At 74.1% G+C, this 17,434-nt stretch carries 17 protein-coding genes; 9 read left to right on the top strand and 8 right to left on the bottom strand.

What is annotated here, in order from left to right; translation table 11 throughout:
• The first annotated feature begins 1 nt into the window (after position 1).
• Both OG373_RS22315 and thpR read left to right on the top strand, forming a co-directional pair.
• A complete protein-coding gene (locus OG373_RS22315) occupies positions 2 to 1,372 on the top strand; it encodes an MFS transporter (RefSeq protein WP_405439883.1) in 1,371 nt (456 codons plus the stop codon).
• Between the two features lie 142 nt (positions 1,373 to 1,514).
• Complete coding sequence (thpR, locus tag OG373_RS22310; RefSeq protein WP_397736874.1) at positions 1,515 to 2,069, top strand: RNA 2',3'-cyclic phosphodiesterase; 555 nt, start codon at positions 1,515 to 1,517, stop codon at positions 2,067 to 2,069.
• A gap of 266 nt (positions 2,070 to 2,335) precedes the next feature.
• On the opposite strand, the gene OG373_RS22305 is transcribed toward thpR, so the two are convergent.
• Entirely contained in the window at positions 2,336 to 3,325 is a 990-nt protein-coding gene (locus OG373_RS22305; RefSeq protein ID WP_405439881.1) for an aldo/keto reductase, read from the bottom strand.
• 59 nt (positions 3,326 to 3,384) lie between these two features.
• Complete coding sequence (locus tag OG373_RS22300; RefSeq protein WP_405439879.1) at positions 3,385 to 4,077, bottom strand: GDSL-type esterase/lipase family protein; 693 nt, start codon at positions 4,075 to 4,077, stop codon at positions 3,385 to 3,387.
• A gap of 76 nt (positions 4,078 to 4,153) precedes the next feature.
• Here OG373_RS22300 and OG373_RS22295 point away from each other — a divergent pair, with 76 nt between their 5' ends.
• Positions 4,154 to 5,146: a WD40 repeat domain-containing protein gene (locus OG373_RS22295; protein WP_405439877.1), complete on the top strand. Its 993-nt coding sequence runs from the start codon at positions 4,154 to 4,156 to the stop codon at positions 5,144 to 5,146.
• Positions 5,147 to 5,319: 173 nt separating this feature from the next.
• Here OG373_RS22295 and OG373_RS22290 read toward each other — a convergent pair whose 3' ends face one another.
• From OG373_RS22290 to OG373_RS22280, 3 genes are all read right to left on the bottom strand, one after another.
• Positions 5,320 to 6,786 carry a flotillin family protein gene (locus OG373_RS22290; protein ID WP_405439876.1) on the bottom strand — a complete coding sequence of 489 codons (1,467 nt, stop codon included), beginning with the start codon at positions 6,784 to 6,786 and terminating at the stop codon, positions 5,320 to 5,322.
• A 127-nt stretch (positions 6,787 to 6,913) separates the two neighbouring features.
• Positions 6,914 to 7,150 (bottom strand): hypothetical protein, encoded by a 237-nt coding sequence (locus tag OG373_RS22285; protein WP_405439874.1) that lies wholly within the window; start codon positions 7,148 to 7,150, stop codon positions 6,914 to 6,916.
• A 23-nt stretch (positions 7,151 to 7,173) separates the two neighbouring features.
• Positions 7,174 to 8,097 (bottom strand): DUF3027 domain-containing protein, encoded by a 924-nt coding sequence (locus tag OG373_RS22280; protein WP_327263091.1) that lies wholly within the window; start codon positions 8,095 to 8,097, stop codon positions 7,174 to 7,176.
• Between the two features lie 328 nt (positions 8,098 to 8,425).
• On the opposite strand from OG373_RS22280, the gene OG373_RS22275 reads away from it, so the two are divergent.
• The 4 genes from OG373_RS22275 (at position 8,426) to OG373_RS22260 (ending at position 12,059) form a co-directional block, all read left to right on the top strand.
• A complete protein-coding gene (locus OG373_RS22275) occupies positions 8,426 to 9,784 on the top strand; it encodes an MFS transporter (RefSeq protein WP_405439872.1) in 1,359 nt (452 codons plus the stop codon).
• Positions 9,785 to 9,960: 176 nt separating this feature from the next.
• Positions 9,961 to 10,452 carry a DUF2771 domain-containing protein gene (locus OG373_RS22270; RefSeq protein ID WP_397736897.1) on the top strand — a complete coding sequence of 164 codons (492 nt, stop codon included), beginning with the start codon at positions 9,961 to 9,963 and terminating at the stop codon, positions 10,450 to 10,452.
• A gap of 13 nt (positions 10,453 to 10,465) precedes the next feature.
• The gene (locus OG373_RS22265) at positions 10,466 to 11,197 is read left to right on the top strand and encodes a futalosine hydrolase (RefSeq protein WP_405439871.1); all 732 of its coding nucleotides are present in this window, start codon (positions 10,466 to 10,468) and stop codon (positions 11,195 to 11,197) included.
• Entirely contained in the window at positions 11,178 to 12,059 is an 882-nt protein-coding gene (locus tag OG373_RS22260) for a 1,4-dihydroxy-6-naphthoate synthase (RefSeq protein ID WP_405439870.1), read from the top strand. Before OG373_RS22265 ends, OG373_RS22260 begins: the two co-directional genes overlap by 20 nt.
• Before the next feature lie 74 nt (positions 12,060 to 12,133).
• Here the strand turns inward: OG373_RS22260 and OG373_RS22255 are convergent, their stop codons facing one another.
• Positions 12,134 to 12,517 carry a cold-shock protein gene (locus tag OG373_RS22255; protein ID WP_030012939.1) on the bottom strand — a complete coding sequence of 128 codons (384 nt, stop codon included), beginning with the start codon at positions 12,515 to 12,517 and terminating at the stop codon, positions 12,134 to 12,136.
• A gap of 178 nt (positions 12,518 to 12,695) precedes the next feature.
• On the opposite strand from OG373_RS22255, the gene OG373_RS22250 reads away from it, so the two are divergent.
• Positions 12,696 to 12,947 carry a hypothetical protein gene (locus OG373_RS22250; protein WP_030387359.1) on the top strand — a complete coding sequence of 84 codons (252 nt, stop codon included), beginning with the start codon at positions 12,696 to 12,698 and terminating at the stop codon, positions 12,945 to 12,947.
• A 6-nt stretch (positions 12,948 to 12,953) separates the two neighbouring features.
• On the opposite strand, the gene OG373_RS22245 is transcribed toward OG373_RS22250, so the two are convergent.
• Positions 12,954 to 13,571: an HAD family hydrolase gene (locus OG373_RS22245; protein ID WP_405439868.1), complete on the bottom strand. Its 618-nt coding sequence runs from the start codon at positions 13,569 to 13,571 to the stop codon at positions 12,954 to 12,956.
• Positions 13,572 to 13,742: 171 nt separating this feature from the next.
• Entirely contained in the window at positions 13,743 to 14,753 is a 1,011-nt protein-coding gene (locus OG373_RS22240) for a hypothetical protein (RefSeq protein ID WP_405439867.1), read from the bottom strand.
• 86 nt (positions 14,754 to 14,839) lie between these two features.
• Between OG373_RS22240 and OG373_RS22235 the strand changes: the two genes are divergently transcribed.
• Positions 14,840 to 17,326: a helicase-associated domain-containing protein gene (locus tag OG373_RS22235; RefSeq protein WP_405439866.1), complete on the top strand. Its 2,487-nt coding sequence runs from the start codon at positions 14,840 to 14,842 to the stop codon at positions 17,324 to 17,326.
• Positions 17,327 to 17,434: the final 108 nt, after the last annotated feature.

The raw sequence follows: 17,434 nt of genomic DNA, 5'->3' as shown, positions 1-17,434 counted from the left end.
TTTGAGTACGGGAACCGGAGCAGACTCCGCACCCGGCCACATATCCACCCCCACTACCGCCGCGACCGCCGACCGGGCCGTCGCAGCACCCGCGGGCAAGGGCTCCATGTTCAGCTCGCTGCGGATCCGGAACTACCGGCTCTTCGCCACCGGCCAGGTCGTCTCCAACACGGGCACCTGGATGCAGCGCATCGCCCAGGACTGGCTGGTCCTCTCACTGACCGGCTCCGCCTCCGCCGTCGGCATCACCATCGCCCTGCAGTTCCTGCCGATGCTGATGTTCGGCCTCTACGGCGGCGTACTCGCGGACCGGCTGCCCAAGCGGCCGCTGCTCCTCGCCACCCAGAGCGCGATGGGCCTGACCGGCATCGCCCTCGCCGCGCTCACCCTGGCCGGACACGTCCAGGTGTGGCACGTCTACCTCGCCGCCTTCGCGCTCGGCCTGGTCACCGTCGTCGACAACCCGGCCCGGCAGACCTTCGTGTCCGAGATGGTCGGCAAGGAGCAGGTGGCCAACGCCGTCAGCCTGAACTCCGCCAACTTCCAGTCCGCGCGGCTGGTCGGCCCGGCGATCGCCGGTGTGCTGATCACCGCCGTCGGCTCCGGCTGGGCCTTCCTGCTGAACGGACTGTCCTTCGCGGCGCCCATCGCCGGCCTGCTGATGATGCGGACGCACGAACTGCACCCGGTCGAACCGCGGCCCCGCGCCAAGGGCCAGCTGCGCGAGGGCCTGCGCTACGTCGCCGGCCGCCCGGAGCTGATCTGGCCGATCGTGCTCGTGGGCTTCATCGGCACCTTCGGGTTCAACTTCCCGATCTGGCTCTCCGCGTACGTGAGCGACGTCTTCCACGGGGACGCGGGCACCTACGGGCTCTTCAACACCCTGATCGCGGCCGGCTCCCTGGCGGGCGCGCTGCTCGCCGCCCGGCGCGGACAGTCCCGCCTGCGGGTGCTGGTGGTCGCGGCCGCGCTGTTCTCGGTCCTGCTCCTGGTGACCGCCTTCGCACCCGGTTTCTGGCTGTTCGCCGCCCTGCTCGTGCCCATCGGGATCTTCGGCCTGACGGTCAACGTCACGGCCAACTCCAGCGTGCAGATGGCGACCGACCCCGAGATGCGCGGCCGGGTCATGGCCCTGTTCATGATGGTCTTCACCGGCGGCACCCCGCTGGGCGCCCCGCTGCTGGGCTGGATCACGGACACCTACGGCGCCCGGATCGGCATGGCCGCGGGCGGTGCGATCTCCCTGGTGGCCTCCCTCGCGATCGCGGTGGTCCTGGCCCGCGTCGGCAACCTCCGGCTCCGCGTGAACCGCCGCGGCGTGACCTTCGTCCCGGCCGTTCCGCGCCGCCGCGAACTGGTGACGGTGGCCTGACCCCGCGGCCCGGGTTCCCGGGGCTCGGCCCCGGACCCAGCGCCTCAAACGCCGACCAAATCCAGCCTCGCCGGCGTTTGAGGCGCGGGGGTCCGGGGGCGGAGCCCCCGAAAACGGCGCCGCGCACGGCTACGCTCGCCGCATGAGACTGTTCGTAGCCGCCCTCCCGCCGGACGAGGCCGTCGCCGAGCTGGCCCGGGCCGTCGACGAGGTCCACGACGACCGGCTGACCTGGACCGGGAGGGACGGCTGGCACTTCACCCTCGCCTTCCTCGGCGAGGTACGGGACGAGGTGCTCCCGGAGCTGTACACACGCCTGGAGCGGGCCGCCCACCGCACCGCCCCCTTCGCGCTGCGGCTGCGCGGCAGCGGCCACTTCGGGGAACGGGCCCTGTGGGCCGGCGCCGCCGGTGAGCTCACCGCCCTGCGGATGCTCGCCGAACGGGCCGATGCCGCCGCCCGGCGGGCCGGGGTACCGATGGACCAGCACCGCCGGTACACCCCGCACCTCACCCTGGCCCGCAGCCACCACGCCGCCACCCCGCTGAAGCCGTACCTGGACGCCCTCGCGGAGTTCGAGGGCACGCCCTGGCAGGTGGACACGCTCAGCCTGGTCCGCAGCAACCTCCCCGTCAGCGGGGTGCCGGGCGAGCAGCCCCGGTACGAGACCGTCCGCGCCTGGCCGCTCGGCGGCTGAGCCCGGACGGTCCCGCAGCGGCGTCACCCACCGGCCGCCGGCCCTCGGCACCCCGGCCGCCCACGGGCGGGCCGGACCGTGATCCACGCCACGGCCGGCAGCGCACTCCACCACGGCACAACCCCTGCGTCCACGGTGCAGGGGCCGCCGCGTTACGCTCGACGGGTGGATCCCAAGACCCGAAACCGTGTGATGGCCGGTGTGCTCGTGCTGATGTTCGTCGTCGTGGCCGTGGCGGCTGCCGTCGGCCAGTAGCCCCCCGCCGCCTACCAGGCGAAGGCCTCCGGCGACGCCCCGGGACCGGGGAAGATCTCCTCCAGGCCCGCCAGGACCTCCTCCGACAGCTCCAGCTCCACCGCGCGCAGCGCCGAGTCGAGCTGCTCCTGCGTGCGCGGCCCGACGATCGGCCCCGTGACCCCGGGACGCGTCAGCAGCCAGGCCAGCCCGACCTCGCCCGGCTCCAGGCCGTGCTTGTCCAGCAGGTCCTCGTAGGCCTGCACCTGCGCCCGTACGGCGGTGTTGGCGAGCGCTTCCGCCGACCGGCCGGAGGCACGGCGGCCGCCCTCGACCTCCTTCTTGATGACCCCGCCCAGCAGGCCCCCGTGGAGCGGGGACCACGGGATGACCCCGAGCCCGTACGCCTCGGCGGCCGGGATGACCTCCATCTCGGCGCGCCGCTCGGCGAGGTTGTAGAGGCACTGCTCGCTGACCAGGCCGAGCCGGCCGAGGCGGGCCGCGGTCTCGTTGGCCTGGGCGATCTTCCAGCCGGGGAAGTTGGAGGAGCCCGCGTAGAGGATCTTGCCCTGCTGGACCAGGACCTCGACGGCCTGCCAGATCTCCTCGAAGGGGGTCAGCCGGTCCACGTGGTGGAACTGGTAGACGTCGATGTGGTCGGTCTGGAGCCGCTTGAGGCTGGCGTCGACGGCCCGGCGGATGTTCAGCGCCGAGAGGCGGTCGTAGTTGGGCCAGGTGTCGCCCTCGCGGGACATGGATGCATAGACCTTGGTGGCGAGGACCGTCTTCTCCCGGCGGTCGCCGCCCTGGGCGAACCAGGTGCCGATGATCTCCTCGGTGCGGCCCTTGTTCTCACCCCACCCATACACATTGGCGGTGTCCACGAAATTCAGACCCGCGTCGAGGGCGGTGTCCAAGATGCTGTGGCTGGTCGGTTCGTCTGTCTGCGGACCGAAGTTCATTGTGCCGAGAACGAGTCGGCTGACCTTGAGTCCGGTGCGTCCGAGCTGCGTGTACTTCATGGGTCACTAGCCAACTGCTTCGAGTGCGCTCGAAGCAAGACCCCGCCGTGACGGGCGTGTTACAGCCCCCGGGCGGGCCGGTAGGGGCCGCCGATCCCCCACGCCTGGTGCAGGACCGCCGCGAACTCGCCCGCCAGCCGGTGCTCGCCCGAGGCGTTCGGGTGCGTGCCGTCGTAGGTGTCGCGGTGGATGTCGTACGCCTCCGGGCGCGCGGCCAGCAGGATCGGCGAGGCGTCGGTCGTCAGGTCGGCGACCGCCTTCGCGAGGAGCTCGTTGAAGCGGGCCACCTCGGCCGCGAAGGGCGCGTCCTCCTCGGCCCGGCTGTTCGGGATGACCGGCAGCAGGACCATCCGGACCCCGGGGCGGGCGGCGCGGGCCCCGGCGACGAACCGGCGGGCGTTGGCGGCGGTCTGCTCGGCGTCGGTGTAGAAGCCGAGGTCGATCAGCCCGAGGGAGACCAGCAGGACGTCGGCGCCGGTGGCGGCGACCGCGGGGCCTATCAGGGGGGCCATGTGCTGCCAGCCCTCGCCCCAGCCGGCCAGGTGGCTGCGGGCGTGCTCCGGAAAGCCCGGGTCGGCGTACGCGTGACTGGTGGGCGTGTCGGCGACGGTGTCGTACAGCTCGCAGCGCGGGCCGACGATCCGGTAGGGACCGCCGAAGGTCGAGCTGAGGTGCTGCCACATCCGGTAGCGCCAGGTGTAGTCGCCGGCGCGTCCGATGGTCATGGAGTCACCGACGAACATGAAACGCATCCGGTCATCATCGCGGATCGCGCGACAGAAACCCCTGTGACGCCGGACACGCGGCACGTACTGGCAGGCTGGGGGAATGCGCCTGTCCCTGCCGTCCGCCGCCGCGGCCGCCGCCGTCACCGCCTCCGTCGCCGCCGCCCTCGCCGTGCCGGCGGGCCCGGCCGTCGCGGCGGAGACCCCCGCCGCGGCCTCCTTCACCATCTCCGACCCGCGGATCAAGGAGTCGAGCGGCCTGGCCGCCAGCCGGATCCACCCGGGCGTGTACTGGACGCACAACGACAGCGACGACGGCCCGTACATCTACGCGGTGGACTCGGCCACGGGCCGGACGGTGGCCCGGGTGACGCTGACCGGCATCGGCACACCGCGCGACGTCGAGGCGATCTCCCTGGGAGCGGACGGCCAGCTCTACGTCGGCGACATCGGCGACAACCGGGGCGGCACCTGGGACCACGTGTGGATCTACCGCTTCCCGGAGCCGAAGCAACTGGGCGACGTCACCGTCAAGGCCACCCAGTTCACGGTGAAGTACGCGGACGGGCCGCGCAACGCGGAGGCCCTGATGGTGCATCCGGTGACCGGGCGCGTCTACATCGCCAGCAAGGACGAGAACAAGGGCGGGCTGTACGAGGGGCCCGCGGAGCTGTCGGCGGGCGGCGCGAACGTCTTCCGGCGGGTCGCCGACGTGCCGTGGGTGACGGACGGGACCTTCTCCCCCGACGGCACCCGGCTGACGCTGCGCGGCTACTTCATGGCCCGTACCTACCCGTGGAAGGACGGCCTGCCGGTGGGCGGGGGCGAGCGGGTGGACGCGCCGTGGCAGGGCCAGGCGGAGTCGGTGACGTACACGCCGGACGGCTCCACGCTGATGTTCGGCGCGGAGGGCGAGGGCAGCCGGGTCATCGCGGTCCCGGTCGCAGCAGCCCCCTCCGCCTCACCCCAGCCGGGCTCCCCGCCGGAGGCGGCCCCCCTGACGGAGCCGACGGGCAGCTTCGGCAAGGGCGCCCTTGTCCTGGCGGGGGGCCTGGTACTGGTCTTCGGCGCGAAGCGACTGTTCCGGCGGCGCTGAATCCAGCCCCGCCGGCGTTTGAGGCGCCCACCTCAGCCCCGCCGGCGTTCGAGGCGCGGGAGTCCGGGTGCGGCGCCCCCGGCGGCGGCGCCGCACCCGGAACCAGGCGGTTCGGCGCCCGCGCCGTTGCCGGGGCTCCGCCCCGAACCCCGCTCCTCAAACGCCGGAGGGGCTCAATTTTCCTCGCGGATCGGGATCCGGCCGTTCACCGGTGGGGACGCGGGGGACGGGGTGCCCGGCGTCGGGGTCTGGCCCATCGAGGCCAGCAGCTGGCGGGCCACGCCCAGGCCCGTACCGCCCATCGTGAGCGCCTTCGCGAACATCTCCGACATGCCCTCGGCCCCGTTCAGCAGGACCATGTGCTCCACGTTCCCGAAGGCCCCGGCGCCCGCCTCGACGATCGCAGGCCAGTTCTCGGCCAGCTGCTGCGCGACCACCGCCTCCTGGTTCTCCGCCAGCGCGGCGGCCCGCGCCTTGATCGACTCCGCCTCGGCCAGACCGCGGGCCTTCGCCGACTCCGCCTCCGCGAGGCCCCGCGCCTGCGTGGCCGCCGCCTCCGCCTCACCCGTCGCCCGCGTGGCCTTCGCCGACGCGATACCCCGCGCCTCCACGGCCTGGGCGTCGGCGGTCGCCGCCGTCGTCACCCGCGTCGCCTCGGCGGCCGCCGCGAGCTCGGTCTCCCGCGCCTTCGCCTGCGCCGCCGAGATCCGGGCGTCGCGCTCCGCCTCGGCCCGGGTGCGGGTCTCGTACGCCGCCGCGTCCGCGGGCTTGCGTACGTCCGCCTGCAGCTGCTGCTCGCGCCGGTGCGCCTCCAGCTCCGCGACCCGGGTCTCCTGGACGACGACCTCCTGGCGGGCGGCCGCCTCCGACAGCGGGCCAGCCTGACGGGCCGTCGCCGCCGCCTTGTCCCGTTCGGCCTGGTAGCCGGCCTGCAGGATCTCGCTGTCCCGGGTCGCCTCGGCCATCCGGGCGAAGGCGGCCTGCTCGGCCTCCGTGGCCAGCCGGTTCGCCTCGGCCTGCGCGATCCGCGCGTCCCGCTGCACGGCCGCCGCGTGCGGCATCGCCAGGTTCTTGATGTAGCCGGTCGGGTCCTCGATCTCGTGGATCTGCAGCGAGTCGACGATCAGGCCGAGCTTCTCCATCTCGGTACCGCAGGCCATCCGGGTCTGGCCCGTCAGCTTCTCCCGGTCGCGGATCATGTCCTCGACCGTCAAACCGCCCACGCTGGACCGCAGATGACCCGCGAAGACGATGTGCACGCGTTCGGGCATCATCTTCTGCTGGTCCAGGAAGCGGCGGGCCGCGTTGGCGATCGACACGAGGTCGTCGCCGACCTTGAAGATGACGACGCCCTTCACCCGCAGCGGGATGCCCTGGTGGGTGACGCAGTCCACCGACAGCTGGGTCTCGTTGAGGTCCAGGGACAGTTTCCGCACCGCCTGGACGCCCGGAAGCACGAGCGTCCCCCGCCCGGTGACGATCCGGAAGCCCATGCCCTGACCGAGGCCCTCGGTCTTGTGCGTGGAGCCGGAGATGACGAGTGCCTCGTTCGGTTCGGCCACCCGCCACATGAGCTTGAACAGGCCGATCAGAGCCACGATTGCGGCGGCTACGATTCCCGCCACGACGCCGATAGCCATCGGCAACGCCCCCTTAGCGCGGTGCCGTTCGGCACCGACGAGGGCGAGTCTGCGCCTGCCGCCGCCCCTCCGGAAGACGTGGGCCGCGTCTTGTCGCCATCCTGATACGTACAGGTGGGACGGGGCGTCAGTTGTCGTAGGCCGCCATGACGTACACCGTGCGCGGCGGCAGGTACTCGACCACCGTGACCACCGTCCCGACGGTGAGGCGGCCGGTCCCGTGGACCGGATGGGCGAGGAAGTGCTCCGCCCCGCCCCGGATCCGGACGATGACCTCGCCCACCAGGCCGGGGCCGACCGTCCCGGTCACCCGGCCGGTCATTCCCACCATGTCCATGTCCGTGTCCGCGCCCGTGTCCCCCATGGGGCGAGGGTACGCCGACCGGTCTACGAGTGGCCGAGGTCCGCGGCCGGCAGGTCGGACTCCGAAACCGGCACCGAACCGCTGTCGGGAGCCGGGCGCAGGGTGAACTCGTCCGAGGCCATCGAGTCGAGCACCGGCGGAGCCGGTCGCAGCGGCGCCGGCATGACCGCGGCCTCCGAGTGGCCGCCGCAGCCGTAGGACAGCGACACCAGACGGCCGTCGGCCGGGCTGAACTCGTTCGCGCAGACGCCGAAGGCCTGGCCGAGCGAGCCGCCGATGGCGACCAGGAAGCCGCAGGAGACACACGACGCGGGCGCGGCCTGCGCCATCGGGGTCTTGGCGCCGAAGGACTCGTCCCAGCGGTCGGCGGCGGTGTGCAGCCCGTACCGCGACAGCACGCGCGCCCTGCGCATGCCCAGTTCCTCGGCGACCGACGTGATGGAGCCGCGTACGGGGACCACCGCGCGGTCGGTGACGTCGGCGTCCTCGGCCTCGACCAATTCGGCCATCTCGGTGGAGACCACGGAGTTCGGCGGCGGGGTGTCCTCGCCCGACCAGCCCGGCTCCAGCCGCAGGTCCTCGGCGTCGGTGGGCAGCAGGTCGCCGGGGCCCATGTCGCCGGGGCGCAGCCGCTCGCTCCACGGCACCCACTCGGGGGCCAGCAGCGCGTCGTCGCCGGGCAGGAGCACCGTTTCGTCGAGGGTGACGTTCTTCGCGCGGGAGGCGCGGGTCACGGTGACGGCCCAGCGCCAGCCCCGGTAGCCGGGTTCCTTGGACTCGAAGAAGTGGGTGACGACGCGGTCGCCCTCCGCCACGGCGGAGACGTGCGCGCCCACCACTCCGGGGAAGGCGGCCTCCTCGGCCGCCGCACGGGCGAGTTCTACCGCCTCGACGCACAGGCGGTCGGGGGTACGCGGGGTACGGCTTCGCGTCGTCGCAGCACTCACTGGTCTCGTTCTCTCCTACGCCGTCTCACGTGTGCGCCGTCCGTACTGTCGTCCACAACGACCCGTCGGTGCTGTCCGTACGTGGCACGGGCGGAGCGGACCAGAGGGCCGCGTCGACGTCCGCACCCGATCGGACTCCGGGCGCACCTCACTGCAACCCATTCTGCGGGATCACGAAGAGGCGCGCGGCCAGGAGCAACCGCCGGTGGCGCGCTACGCACGCTACCTCCTCTTAAGCCTCGGGCACACATGCAAGGTCCGATTCGCGGACAAGCCACCGGGTCGGCGACGCGCCGGGAGGCGCCCCGGGACGGCCGGGTGGGGCACTATGTCGAGTGTGGCACCCGTACGGTCGTCCGACGACGGCTCGGGACCGGCCAGGCGGGCCGGCCGGGCTGTCGGGCGTGCGCTGCACTTTCCGGCGCGCGGCATCCGGCGGGCCACGCACGCGCACGGGGCCGGGGAATCGGGCCTCGGCCGGCTGATCGAGCTGCACGCCATCAACGGCGCCGGCGACATGATGATCACGGTGGCGCTGGCCTCGACGGTGTTCTTCTCCGTCCCCACGGACGAGGCACGCGGCCGGGTGGCTCTGTACCTCGGCATCACGATGGCCCCCTTCACCGTGCTGGCCCCGGTGATCGGCCCGCTGCTGGACCGGCTGCCGCACGGCCGCCGGGCGTCGATGGCGGCCGCGATGCTGGCCCGCGCGCTGCTCGCGCTGATGATGTCGGGCGCGGTGGCCACGGGGGGCATCCAGCTGTATCCGGCGGCCCTGGGCGTGCTGGTGGCGTCGAAGTCGTACGGGGTGGTGCGCAGTGCGGTGGTGCCGCGGCTGCTGCCGCCGAAATTCTCACTCGTCAAGGCGAACTCGCGGGTCACCCTGGCCGGTCTGCTGGCCACGGGCGCCGCGGCGCCGGTGGGGGCCGCGCTGCACATGATCGGGCCGCCGTGGCCGCTGTACGGGGCCTGCGTGATCTTCGTATGGGGCACCTTCGCGGCGTTCACGCTGCCGCACAAGGTGGACGAGGCCAAGGGCGAGCGCCGGGCGCGGCTGTCCACGCACGAGGCGCACTCGAAGCGGCCGGGCCTGCGGACGGTGAGCCGGTCGGTGCTGTGCGGGCTGCTGGCGAACGCCTCGATGCGCGCCCTGTCCGGGTTCCTGATCTTCTTCCTGGCGTTCCTGCTGCGCGAGCATCCCCTGGCGGGGCAGAGCGCGGCGGTGTCGCTGGGGATCGTGGGCGTCTCGGCGGGCGTGGGCAACGCGTGCGGCACGGCGGTGGGCTCGTGGCTGCGGGCCCGGGCGCCGGAGGTCATCATCGCGGCGGTGCTGTGCCTGACCCTCGGGGTGGCGGTGCTCGCGGCGGTGTTCTTCAGCGGGCTGTTCATGGCCGTACTGGGCGCGACGGCGGGCTTCTGCCAGGCGCTGGCGAAGCTGTCGCTGGACGCGATGATCCAGCGGGACGTGCCGGAGGCGGTGCGCACTTCGGCCTTCGCCCGTTCGGAGACGTTGCTCCAGGTGGCGTGGGTGATGGGCGGCGCGATCGGCATCGTCCTGCCGCTGAACGGCGTACTGGGGATGTCCGTGGCGGCCGCAATTGTGGCCCTCGGCACGACGATGGCCCTCCGCGGCGTCCTGTCCACTCCCCACCACCATCCGGGCACCTCCCGCCCCCGCGTGGCGTAGCGAAATCGGCCCCGCCGGCGTGTGGGGCGCGGGGGTCCGGGGGCAGGGCCCCCGGCAACGGCGCCGCACCCGGCATGCCTCCGGGCGGGGCTTCGCGCAACCGGAGCAACGCCGCGCCGCAGGCCACCGGTACCCCGTGCGGCGGCGCAGCCCACCGGCCCGATAGCCTTCGGCTCATGACCGCACCGCTTTTCTCGGGTAGGGCCCGCCGCAGCGTCGCGGCCCTCGGAGCCGTGTCCGCCGGCCTCCTCCTCCTCTCCGCCTGCGGCGAGAAGCCGACACCGCTGGCGACCGTGACGGTCGGCACCTCGTCGGTGTCCGCCGAAGCCTCCTGCCAGAACGACGGCAAGGAGCTCTCCATGGAACAGGTCCAGGAGTGCCTCACCAACCTCAAGAACCCCAAGACCGTCGAGTACGCCCGGGGTGACACGCTGCGTCTCGGTGTCGAGCCCGAGATCGTCGAGGACGGCAGCCGCTGGTCGGCGGTCCTCGACGGGCAGCCGATCACCGAGCCCTCCTCGAACACCTACCGCAGCTTCCCCGGCGCGGACGTCTTCGCCACCGGTGGCCAGGGCGAGGCCCCCTCCTCCAAGAAGCTGGCGTTCCTGCAGACCAGCGAGGACGGCAAGCCGCTCGCCGTCTGGTCCTTCAACCTCAAGCTCAAGTAACCGGGCGGCACCGGTGCGCGCGCTCGTCGTGACCGCGGTGGCGGCGGAGGCAGACTCCGTCACCACCGGGCTGACCCCTCATCCGGACGCCTTCGGTCCCGACCCGCGCACGCTCCCCGGCGGTTACCTCATCCACCGCCGGGACCTTCCGGGCATCGCCTTCGACGTGCTCGTCGGGGGCGTCGGGCCCGCGGCGGCCGCCGCCGCTGCCGCCACCGCCCTGGCCCTCGCCGACTACTCGCTCGTCATCTCCGCCGGCATCGGCGGCGGGTTCGCGCCCGCCGCCCCGCTCGGTTCCCTCGTGGTCGCCGACGCGATCGTCGCCGCCGACCTGGGGGCCGAGACCCCCGACGGCTTCCTCGACGTGACGGAACTCGGCTTCGGCCACAGCGTGCACCTGCCGCCCGCCGAGCTCGCCGCCCGCGCCGCCGAGGCGACCGGGGCGCTGCTCGCGCCCGTGCTGACCGTCTCCACCGTCACCGGCACCGCCGAACGGGCCGCCGAACTCGCCGCCCGGCACCCGATGGCCGGGGCCGAGGCCATGGAGGGTTTCGGGGTCGCGGAGGCGGCCGCCGCGCACGGGCTGCCCGTACTGGAGGTCCGCGCCGTGTCCAACGCCGTGGGCCCGCGGGACCGTGCCGCCTGGCGGATCGGGGACGCGCTCGCCGCGCTCACCGAGGGCTTCCGCGTGCTGGGGCCCGTACTCGCGAACTGGGGAGAACGCCATGAGCACGATCACCGGTGACCCGCTGAGGATCGCCTACTCGCCCTGCCCGAACGACACCTTCGTCTTCGACGCGTGGGCGCACGGCCGGGTCCCGGGCGCGCCCGCCCTCGACGTCACCTTCGCGGACATCGACCTCACCAACGGTATGGCCGAGCGCGGTGAGCTGGACGTGCTGAAGGTGTCGTACGCGGTGCTGCCGTGGGTGCTGGAGGAGTACGCGCTGCTGCCGTGCGGCGGTGCGCTGGGGCGCGGCTGCGGTCCGCTTGTGCTTGTGAAAGATCCCAGCCTGACCCGTGAGCCGGGGCTCGATCTGGCCGGGCGGACGGTGGCCGTGCCGAGCGAACGCTCCACCGCCTACCTGCTGTTCCGGCTGTGGGCGGCGGACGTGCTGCCGGAGGGTGTCGGCAAGGTGGTCGTCCTGCCGTTCCACGAGATCATGCCGGCGGTCCGCGACGGCCGGGTGGACGCCGGGCTGGTCATCCACGAGGCCCGGTTCACCTATCAGGACTACGGGCTGCACTGCCTGGCCGACATGGGTGGGCACTGGGAGTCCACGACCGGCCTGCCGATCCCCCTCGGTGCGATCATCGCCAAGCGCTCGCTGGGCGCCGAGCGGCTGCGCGCGCTGGCCGCGGCGGCGCGTACGTCGGTCCGGATGGCCTGGGACGACCCGGAGGCCTCCCGCCCGTACGTGCGCGCGCACGCCCAGGAGCTGGACCCGGCCGTCGCCGACCAGCACATCGGCCTCTACGTCAACGAGTTCACCGCCGACCTCGGCGATTCCGGGTACGCGGCGGTGCGCGGGCTGCTGACCCGGGCGGCGGCGGAGGGGCTGGTACCGGCCATCGCGCCCGGCTCGCTGGACTTCCCGCGGGGCTGATCGCCCCGTGCACGGCTGCGCCCCGCCACTCTTGCGAGTGGCGGGGCGCAGCCGTGCACGCGACGGCGAGGGGGTCAGACGTCGAGCTGGTCGGCCACCGCGCGCAGCAGGCCGGCGATCTTCGTGCCGTGCACCTTGTCGGGGTAGCGGCCGCGCTCCAGCATCGGGGTGATGTTCTCCAGGAGGGTCGTGAGGTCCTGCACGATCGAGGCGAGCTCGTCGGGCTTGCGTCGCTGCGCCGCCGCGACGGAGGGCGCCGGGTCCAGTACTGTCACCGAAAGTGCCTGGTCACCGCGCTGACCCGCGACGACACCGAACTCGACGCGCTGGCCGGGCTTGAGTGCGTCCACCCCGGCAGGGAGCACCGACGAGTGGACGAAGACGTCGCCGCCGTCGTCACGGGAGAGAAAGCCGAAGCCCTTCTCACTGTTGAACCACTTGACCTTGCCGGTAGGCACGTCCGTCCTCTGTCCTTGTGCTCGTCGGGGTCCGGAGTGCCGTGAACGGCTCCGGACAACAGCGCAGCGGGCCATGTGTGACCCGCCACCTCAAGGCTAATGGTCCAGTGCCGGGTGACAAGACGTTCCCCGGTCCTTCGCCGTCGGCTGCCTTCGGCCAGGCAACTACCCTGGTGAGGTGACTGTTACTCCTCATTCCGACGAAGCGCGGCCGGGCGACGGACTCGTCAAGGCCGGCGGCATCGTGTTCATCGCCGGGGCCGTGGCCACGCTGGCGACCATGGCTCCGCTCTTCCTCGACATCGACCCGTTCCCGCCGTACGCGTGGGCGGTGTGCATGCTCATGGGCGTCGGCTTCGCGATCTCCGCGGCGGGCGTGCTCCGCTCGGCGGCGGCGCAGCGCAGGGCGGCCCGCGCCTCGCAGGCGTAGCGAGACCTACACCGGCTGCGCGGCCACGTACTGCGCGAGCCACTGCGGCAGGGCGGTGAGGTCGGGCAGGATCACGTCCGCGCCCGCCTCGCGCAGCTCCGCCTCGGGGCACGGGCCGGTGGGCACCACCACGGACAGCGCGCCGGCCGTACGGGCCCCGCGCACGTCGCCGACGTGGTCGCCGACGTAGACCTGCGCACCGTACTCGCGCAGCGCGCCGGCCTTGGCCTCCGCCCAGAGCCAGCCGATGACCGCGTCGGGCTCGATGCCCAGGTGCGCCAGGTGCAGGCGGGCGTTGGGCTCGTGCTTGGCCGTGACGACGATCGCGCGGCCGCCGAGCGCCCGGACGGCGTCGATCGCCTCGCGGGCGCCCGGCATCGCCGGGGTCGGCGCGATGGCGTGGGTGGGGTAGATCTCCCGGTAGCGGTCGGCCACAGCCGGGATCCGGGCCTTCGGGAACCAGTGCGCGAGCTCCTCGTCCAGCGGCGGACCCAGTCGGGTGATGGCCGCGTCGGCGTCGATGAACGTTCCCGTTTCGGCCGAGAGGGCCTGGTAGGCGGCCTTGATTCCCGGGCGCGAGTCGATGAGGGTCATGTCGAGGTCGAAGCCGACTGTGAGGTTCATACCTGCCATTGTGCCGAGGCTGCCGTACGGGCGGCCGACACCGGGGCCACGCCGGGGGGAACGGACGACCACCGGCCCCGCCGGCGGCACTACCGGCCCTACCAGCCCCGCCGGCGATTGAGGCGCGGGGTCCGGGGCCCGGGGCCGGGCAGCGGCGCCGCACTCCGCGGGCTACCGCCGCCGCGCCCGCCACACCAGGTAGAGGACGGACGCCAGCGCCGCGCCCCTCAGCACCCACGGCCACATCCCGTGCAGCGCCCCGCTGACCTGCTCGTCGGCCAGGGCCTCCCCCCACTTGCCGTTCATCCGCCCCCACACCCACAGCACCGCCCCCGCGAGGACCGCACCGGGCGGCCCGAGGACGACCCACTTGCGCTCCGCCGGCCGCAGCACGCGGGAGGCGTACGGCAGGAGCCAGCCGATGACGAGCAGCAGCCAGTAGCCGGTCACCACGCCGACGACGAGGACCGCCGCGGCGAGCAGCAGGAAGGCGTTCGGCCTCGGCCGGGCCGCAGGAGCCACGGCGGCCTCCCCGGCGGCCCCGGCCGCCGCCTCCTTCTTCGCGCGCCGCCGCTCGCGCAGGAACCGTACGAGGGTCCGCGCGCGCCCCCCGTCCTCCCCGGGCGGAGCCGCCCCGGCCTTCCCCGCTTCCGCGGGCTCCTCCTCCGGCCCCTCCTTGAACAGGTCCGGGATCTCGATGCCGCCCGCGAAGCCCTCCACCTGCGGGCCCGCGCCGTGCGCCCCCGGGCTCACCCGCCACCAGTCGGGCTCGGCCCCGCCGGAGGGGCCGAGGTCGTCGAGCCCGGCCAGGTGCGGCGGTACGTTCTCGGCCTCCGCCGGGCGCGCCGGGGGCACCTCCCGGCGGCGCAGCCGGCCCGGACCCCGCTGGACGGGGACCGACAGGCCGGCGTCGGCGGGGGCGGGGGCCGGGGCGGGGGCGGGAGCCGCGCCCTGCCGGGAGCCGAGGGTGTCCAGGACCTCCTCGGGCGTGCCGATCCGCTCCAGGATGCGGCGTACGGCGGCCGGGGTGTCCGGGTCGTACTTGGCGCGCCGACGGTCGATCTCGTCCCGCAGCCCGGCCACCAACCGCATCCGGTCGCCCGAGGACAGCTGCCGCCGTTGCGCCAAGTCCCCGACGCGGCTCAGATATTCGTAGACCAGGTGGTCGCTCTCGATCCCCACGCCCAGGCTCCTCCCTTACCCCCTGACCCGAAGGTAGCGCGTGCGCCCGTGGAGCTGCTGCGGGCGCAGCGGATACCGTTGACCGGATGGGGACCGGCCGACTGACCGGCCGACGCGACCAGGAGGCGACTGTGCCCGAGGCAAGCACTGCGGCGGGATCCGCCGGCGGGAGCCCGGCGGGAAGCTCCCCGCGTTCACTCGCCGAGGCGCTGCGCGCCCGTGACGACGCGGCGCTCGCGGCCCTGTTGCGCGCCCGGCCGGACCTGCTCGGCCCGGTGCCGGGCGACGTGACCCAGCTGGCCACCCGCGCCGGGACCCGGGCCTCGGTGGTGCGGGCCCTGGACCGGCTGGACCGGTTCGCCCTGCAGACCGCCGAGGCGCTCGCGGTGGCTCCGGACCCGTGCCCCTACCCGGTGCTGGAGGGGCTGTTGACGGGCGGCGAGGACGAACGGGCCCGCGCGGCGCTCCCCGACGCGCTGGCCACCCTGCGCGACCAGGCCCTGGTGTGGGGCGACGAGGACCGGCTGCGGCTGGTCCGCACCGCGCGCGAACTGCTCGCCCCGGCCGCCTCCCGCCCCTCCCCCACCGGTCTCGGGCCGACCGTCGCGGAGGCCACCTCCGGGATGTCGCCGACCCGGGTGCAGGAGATCGTGGCGGCCGTCGGGCTGCCCGCCACCCACGACCCGGTGTCCGCGGTGGCCGCGCTGACGGGGCTTTTCACCGACCCGGAGCGGATGTCGGCGCTGCTGGACGAGGCTCCGGCGGAGGCGCACCAGGTGCTGGGCCGGCTCGTGTGGGGGCCGCCGTACGGGGAGGTGACCCCGAACCCGACGCCGCCGGTGCGCTGGCTGCGCGACCGGGGACTGCTGCTGCCCGCGACGGCGCGGACCGTCGTACTGCCGCGCGAGGTGGCACTGCACCTGCGCGGCGGGCTCGCGCACCGGGACACCGCGCCGGTGGCGCCGCCGGTGCCCGCGGCCCGCGAGCACCGTCCACAGCTTGTGGACGCGAACGCCGCCGGTCAGGCGCTGGCCGCGCTGGGCACCGTCGAGGAGCTGGTGAAGTCCTGGGAACACGCCGGTCCACCGGTGCTGCGCGCGGGCGGGCTCTCCGTACGGGACCTGAAGCGGGCCGCGGCCCTGCTGGACACGACCGAGCCGCAGGCGGCGTTCTGGATCGAACTGGCCTACGCGGCCGGGCTGCTGGCCAGCGACGGGGAGGCCGACGAGCGGTACGCGCCCACCCCGGCCTTCGACGACTGGGTCGAACTGCCGCCCGCCGAGCGCTGGTCGCGGCTCGCGGCGGCCTGGTTGCCGGCCACCCGCACGGCCCCGCTGGTCGGCGAGCAGGACACCAAGGGGCGCACGCTCTCCGCGCTCGGCCCCGAACTCGACCGTTCCGCCGCCCCCGAGGTGCGCCGGCGCGTGCTGGAACTGCTCGCGGATCTCCCCGAGGGCGGCTCGCCCGACCCCGAGACCCTGCTGGGGCGGCTCGCCTGGGAACGCCCCGTACGCGGCGCGAGCGACCTGCGGGCCCGGCTCGCGCACTGGGTGCTGGCCGAGGCGGAGGTCCTCGGCGTGACCGGCCGCGGCGCCCTGTCCGGGCCCGGCCGGGCCCTGCTGGAGCACCGCGACCCGGCGCCGCTGCTGGCCCCGCTGCTCCCGGAGCCGGTCGACCACGTACTGCTCCAGGCCGACCTGACGGCGGTGGCCCCCGGCCCGCTGCGCCGCCCGCTGGGCGACACGCTGGCCGTCCTCGCGGACGTGGAGTCCAAGGGCGGGGCGACGGTGTACCGGTTCACGCCCGGCTCGGTGCGCCGGGCCCTGGACGCCGGCCACGCCGCCGCCGACCTGCACGCCTTCCTCAAGGAGCACAGCCGTACGCCGGTCCCGCAGCCGCTGGCGTACCTGATCGACGACGTGGCCCGCCGGCACGGGCACCTGCGGGTCGGCGCGGCCTCCTCGTACGTGCGCTGCGACGACGACGCGATGCTGGGCGAGATCCTCGCCGACAAGCGCTCGGCCGGGCTGGGACTGCGCCGCCTCGCGCCGACGGTGCTGGCCGCGCAGGCCGAACCGACCGTCCTGCTGGAGGGGTTGCGGGCGATGGGCTACGCGCCGGCCGCGGAGTCCCGTACCGGCGACGTGCTGGTGGCGCGGGCCGATGCCCACCGCACCCCGGCCCGCTCGGCGCCCGTACCGGTGCCGGAGGGCCCGCCGGTGCCGGACGCCACGCTGCTGGCGGCGGCCGTACGGGCGATCCGCGCGGGCGACGTGGCGGCGACGGCGGTGCGCAAGGAGCCCGCTGCGACCTCCGCGGCGGACGTGCCGGGCGAGCTGCCGCGCACGAGTGCGGCGGAGACCCTGGCGACGGTGCAGGCGGCGGCGCTGACCGGGTCGGCGGTGTGGATCGGCTACGTGAACGCGGAGGGTGCGGCGAGCCAGCGGGTCATCGCGCCGGTCCGGGTGGAGGGCGGCTTCGTCACCGGGTACGACCACACGGCGGACGAGGTACGGACGTACGCGCTGCACCGGATCACCGGTGTCGCGGAGCTGGCGGACGACCAGGTGTAGGAGTGATGGTGGCGGCCCGCCCGGGGCGGCCCACGGTCCGCCCCCGGCCCGCCCCCGTCTCGCGCCCGGACCGAAATCCGCTGGTCGGCGGGATGCCGAACCGCCATC

Source organism: Streptomyces avidinii (assembly GCF_045161815.1).
GTDB lineage: Bacteria > Actinomycetota > Actinomycetes > Streptomycetales > Streptomycetaceae > Streptomyces > Streptomyces avidinii.
The sequence above is the reverse complement of the archived record's forward strand: the minus strand, read 5'-3'. Positions and strand labels throughout refer to the sequence as shown.

Bases quoted from the DNA above. Each gene is read 5' to 3' on its own strand.
- OG373_RS22275 (WP_405439872.1), top strand. From the start codon at position 8,426: ATGTCGAGTGTGGCACCCGTACGGTCGTCCGACGACGGCTCGGGACCG.
- OG373_RS22245 (WP_405439868.1), bottom strand. From the start codon at position 13,571: ATGAACCTCACAGTCGGCTTCGACCTCGACATGACCCTCATCGACTCG.
- OG373_RS22235 (WP_405439866.1), top strand. From the start codon at position 14,840: ATGGGGACCGGCCGACTGACCGGCCGACGCGACCAGGAGGCGACTGTG.
- OG373_RS22285 (WP_405439874.1), bottom strand. From the start codon at position 7,150: ATGGGGGACACGGGCGCGGACACGGACATGGACATGGTGGGAATGACC.
- OG373_RS22305 (WP_405439881.1), bottom strand. From the start codon at position 3,325: ATGAAGTACACGCAGCTCGGACGCACCGGACTCAAGGTCAGCCGACTC.
- OG373_RS22290 (WP_405439876.1), bottom strand. From the start codon at position 6,786: ATGGCTATCGGCGTCGTGGCGGGAATCGTAGCCGCCGCAATCGTGGCT.
- OG373_RS22300 (WP_405439879.1), bottom strand. From the start codon at position 4,077: ATGCGTTTCATGTTCGTCGGTGACTCCATGACCATCGGACGCGCCGGC.
- OG373_RS22270 (WP_397736897.1), top strand. From the start codon at position 9,961: ATGACCGCACCGCTTTTCTCGGGTAGGGCCCGCCGCAGCGTCGCGGCC.
- thpR (WP_397736874.1), top strand. From the start codon at position 1,515: ATGAGACTGTTCGTAGCCGCCCTCCCGCCGGACGAGGCCGTCGCCGAG.
- OG373_RS22260 (WP_405439870.1), top strand. From the start codon at position 11,178: ATGAGCACGATCACCGGTGACCCGCTGAGGATCGCCTACTCGCCCTGC.
- OG373_RS22295 (WP_405439877.1), top strand. From the start codon at position 4,154: ATGCGCCTGTCCCTGCCGTCCGCCGCCGCGGCCGCCGCCGTCACCGCC.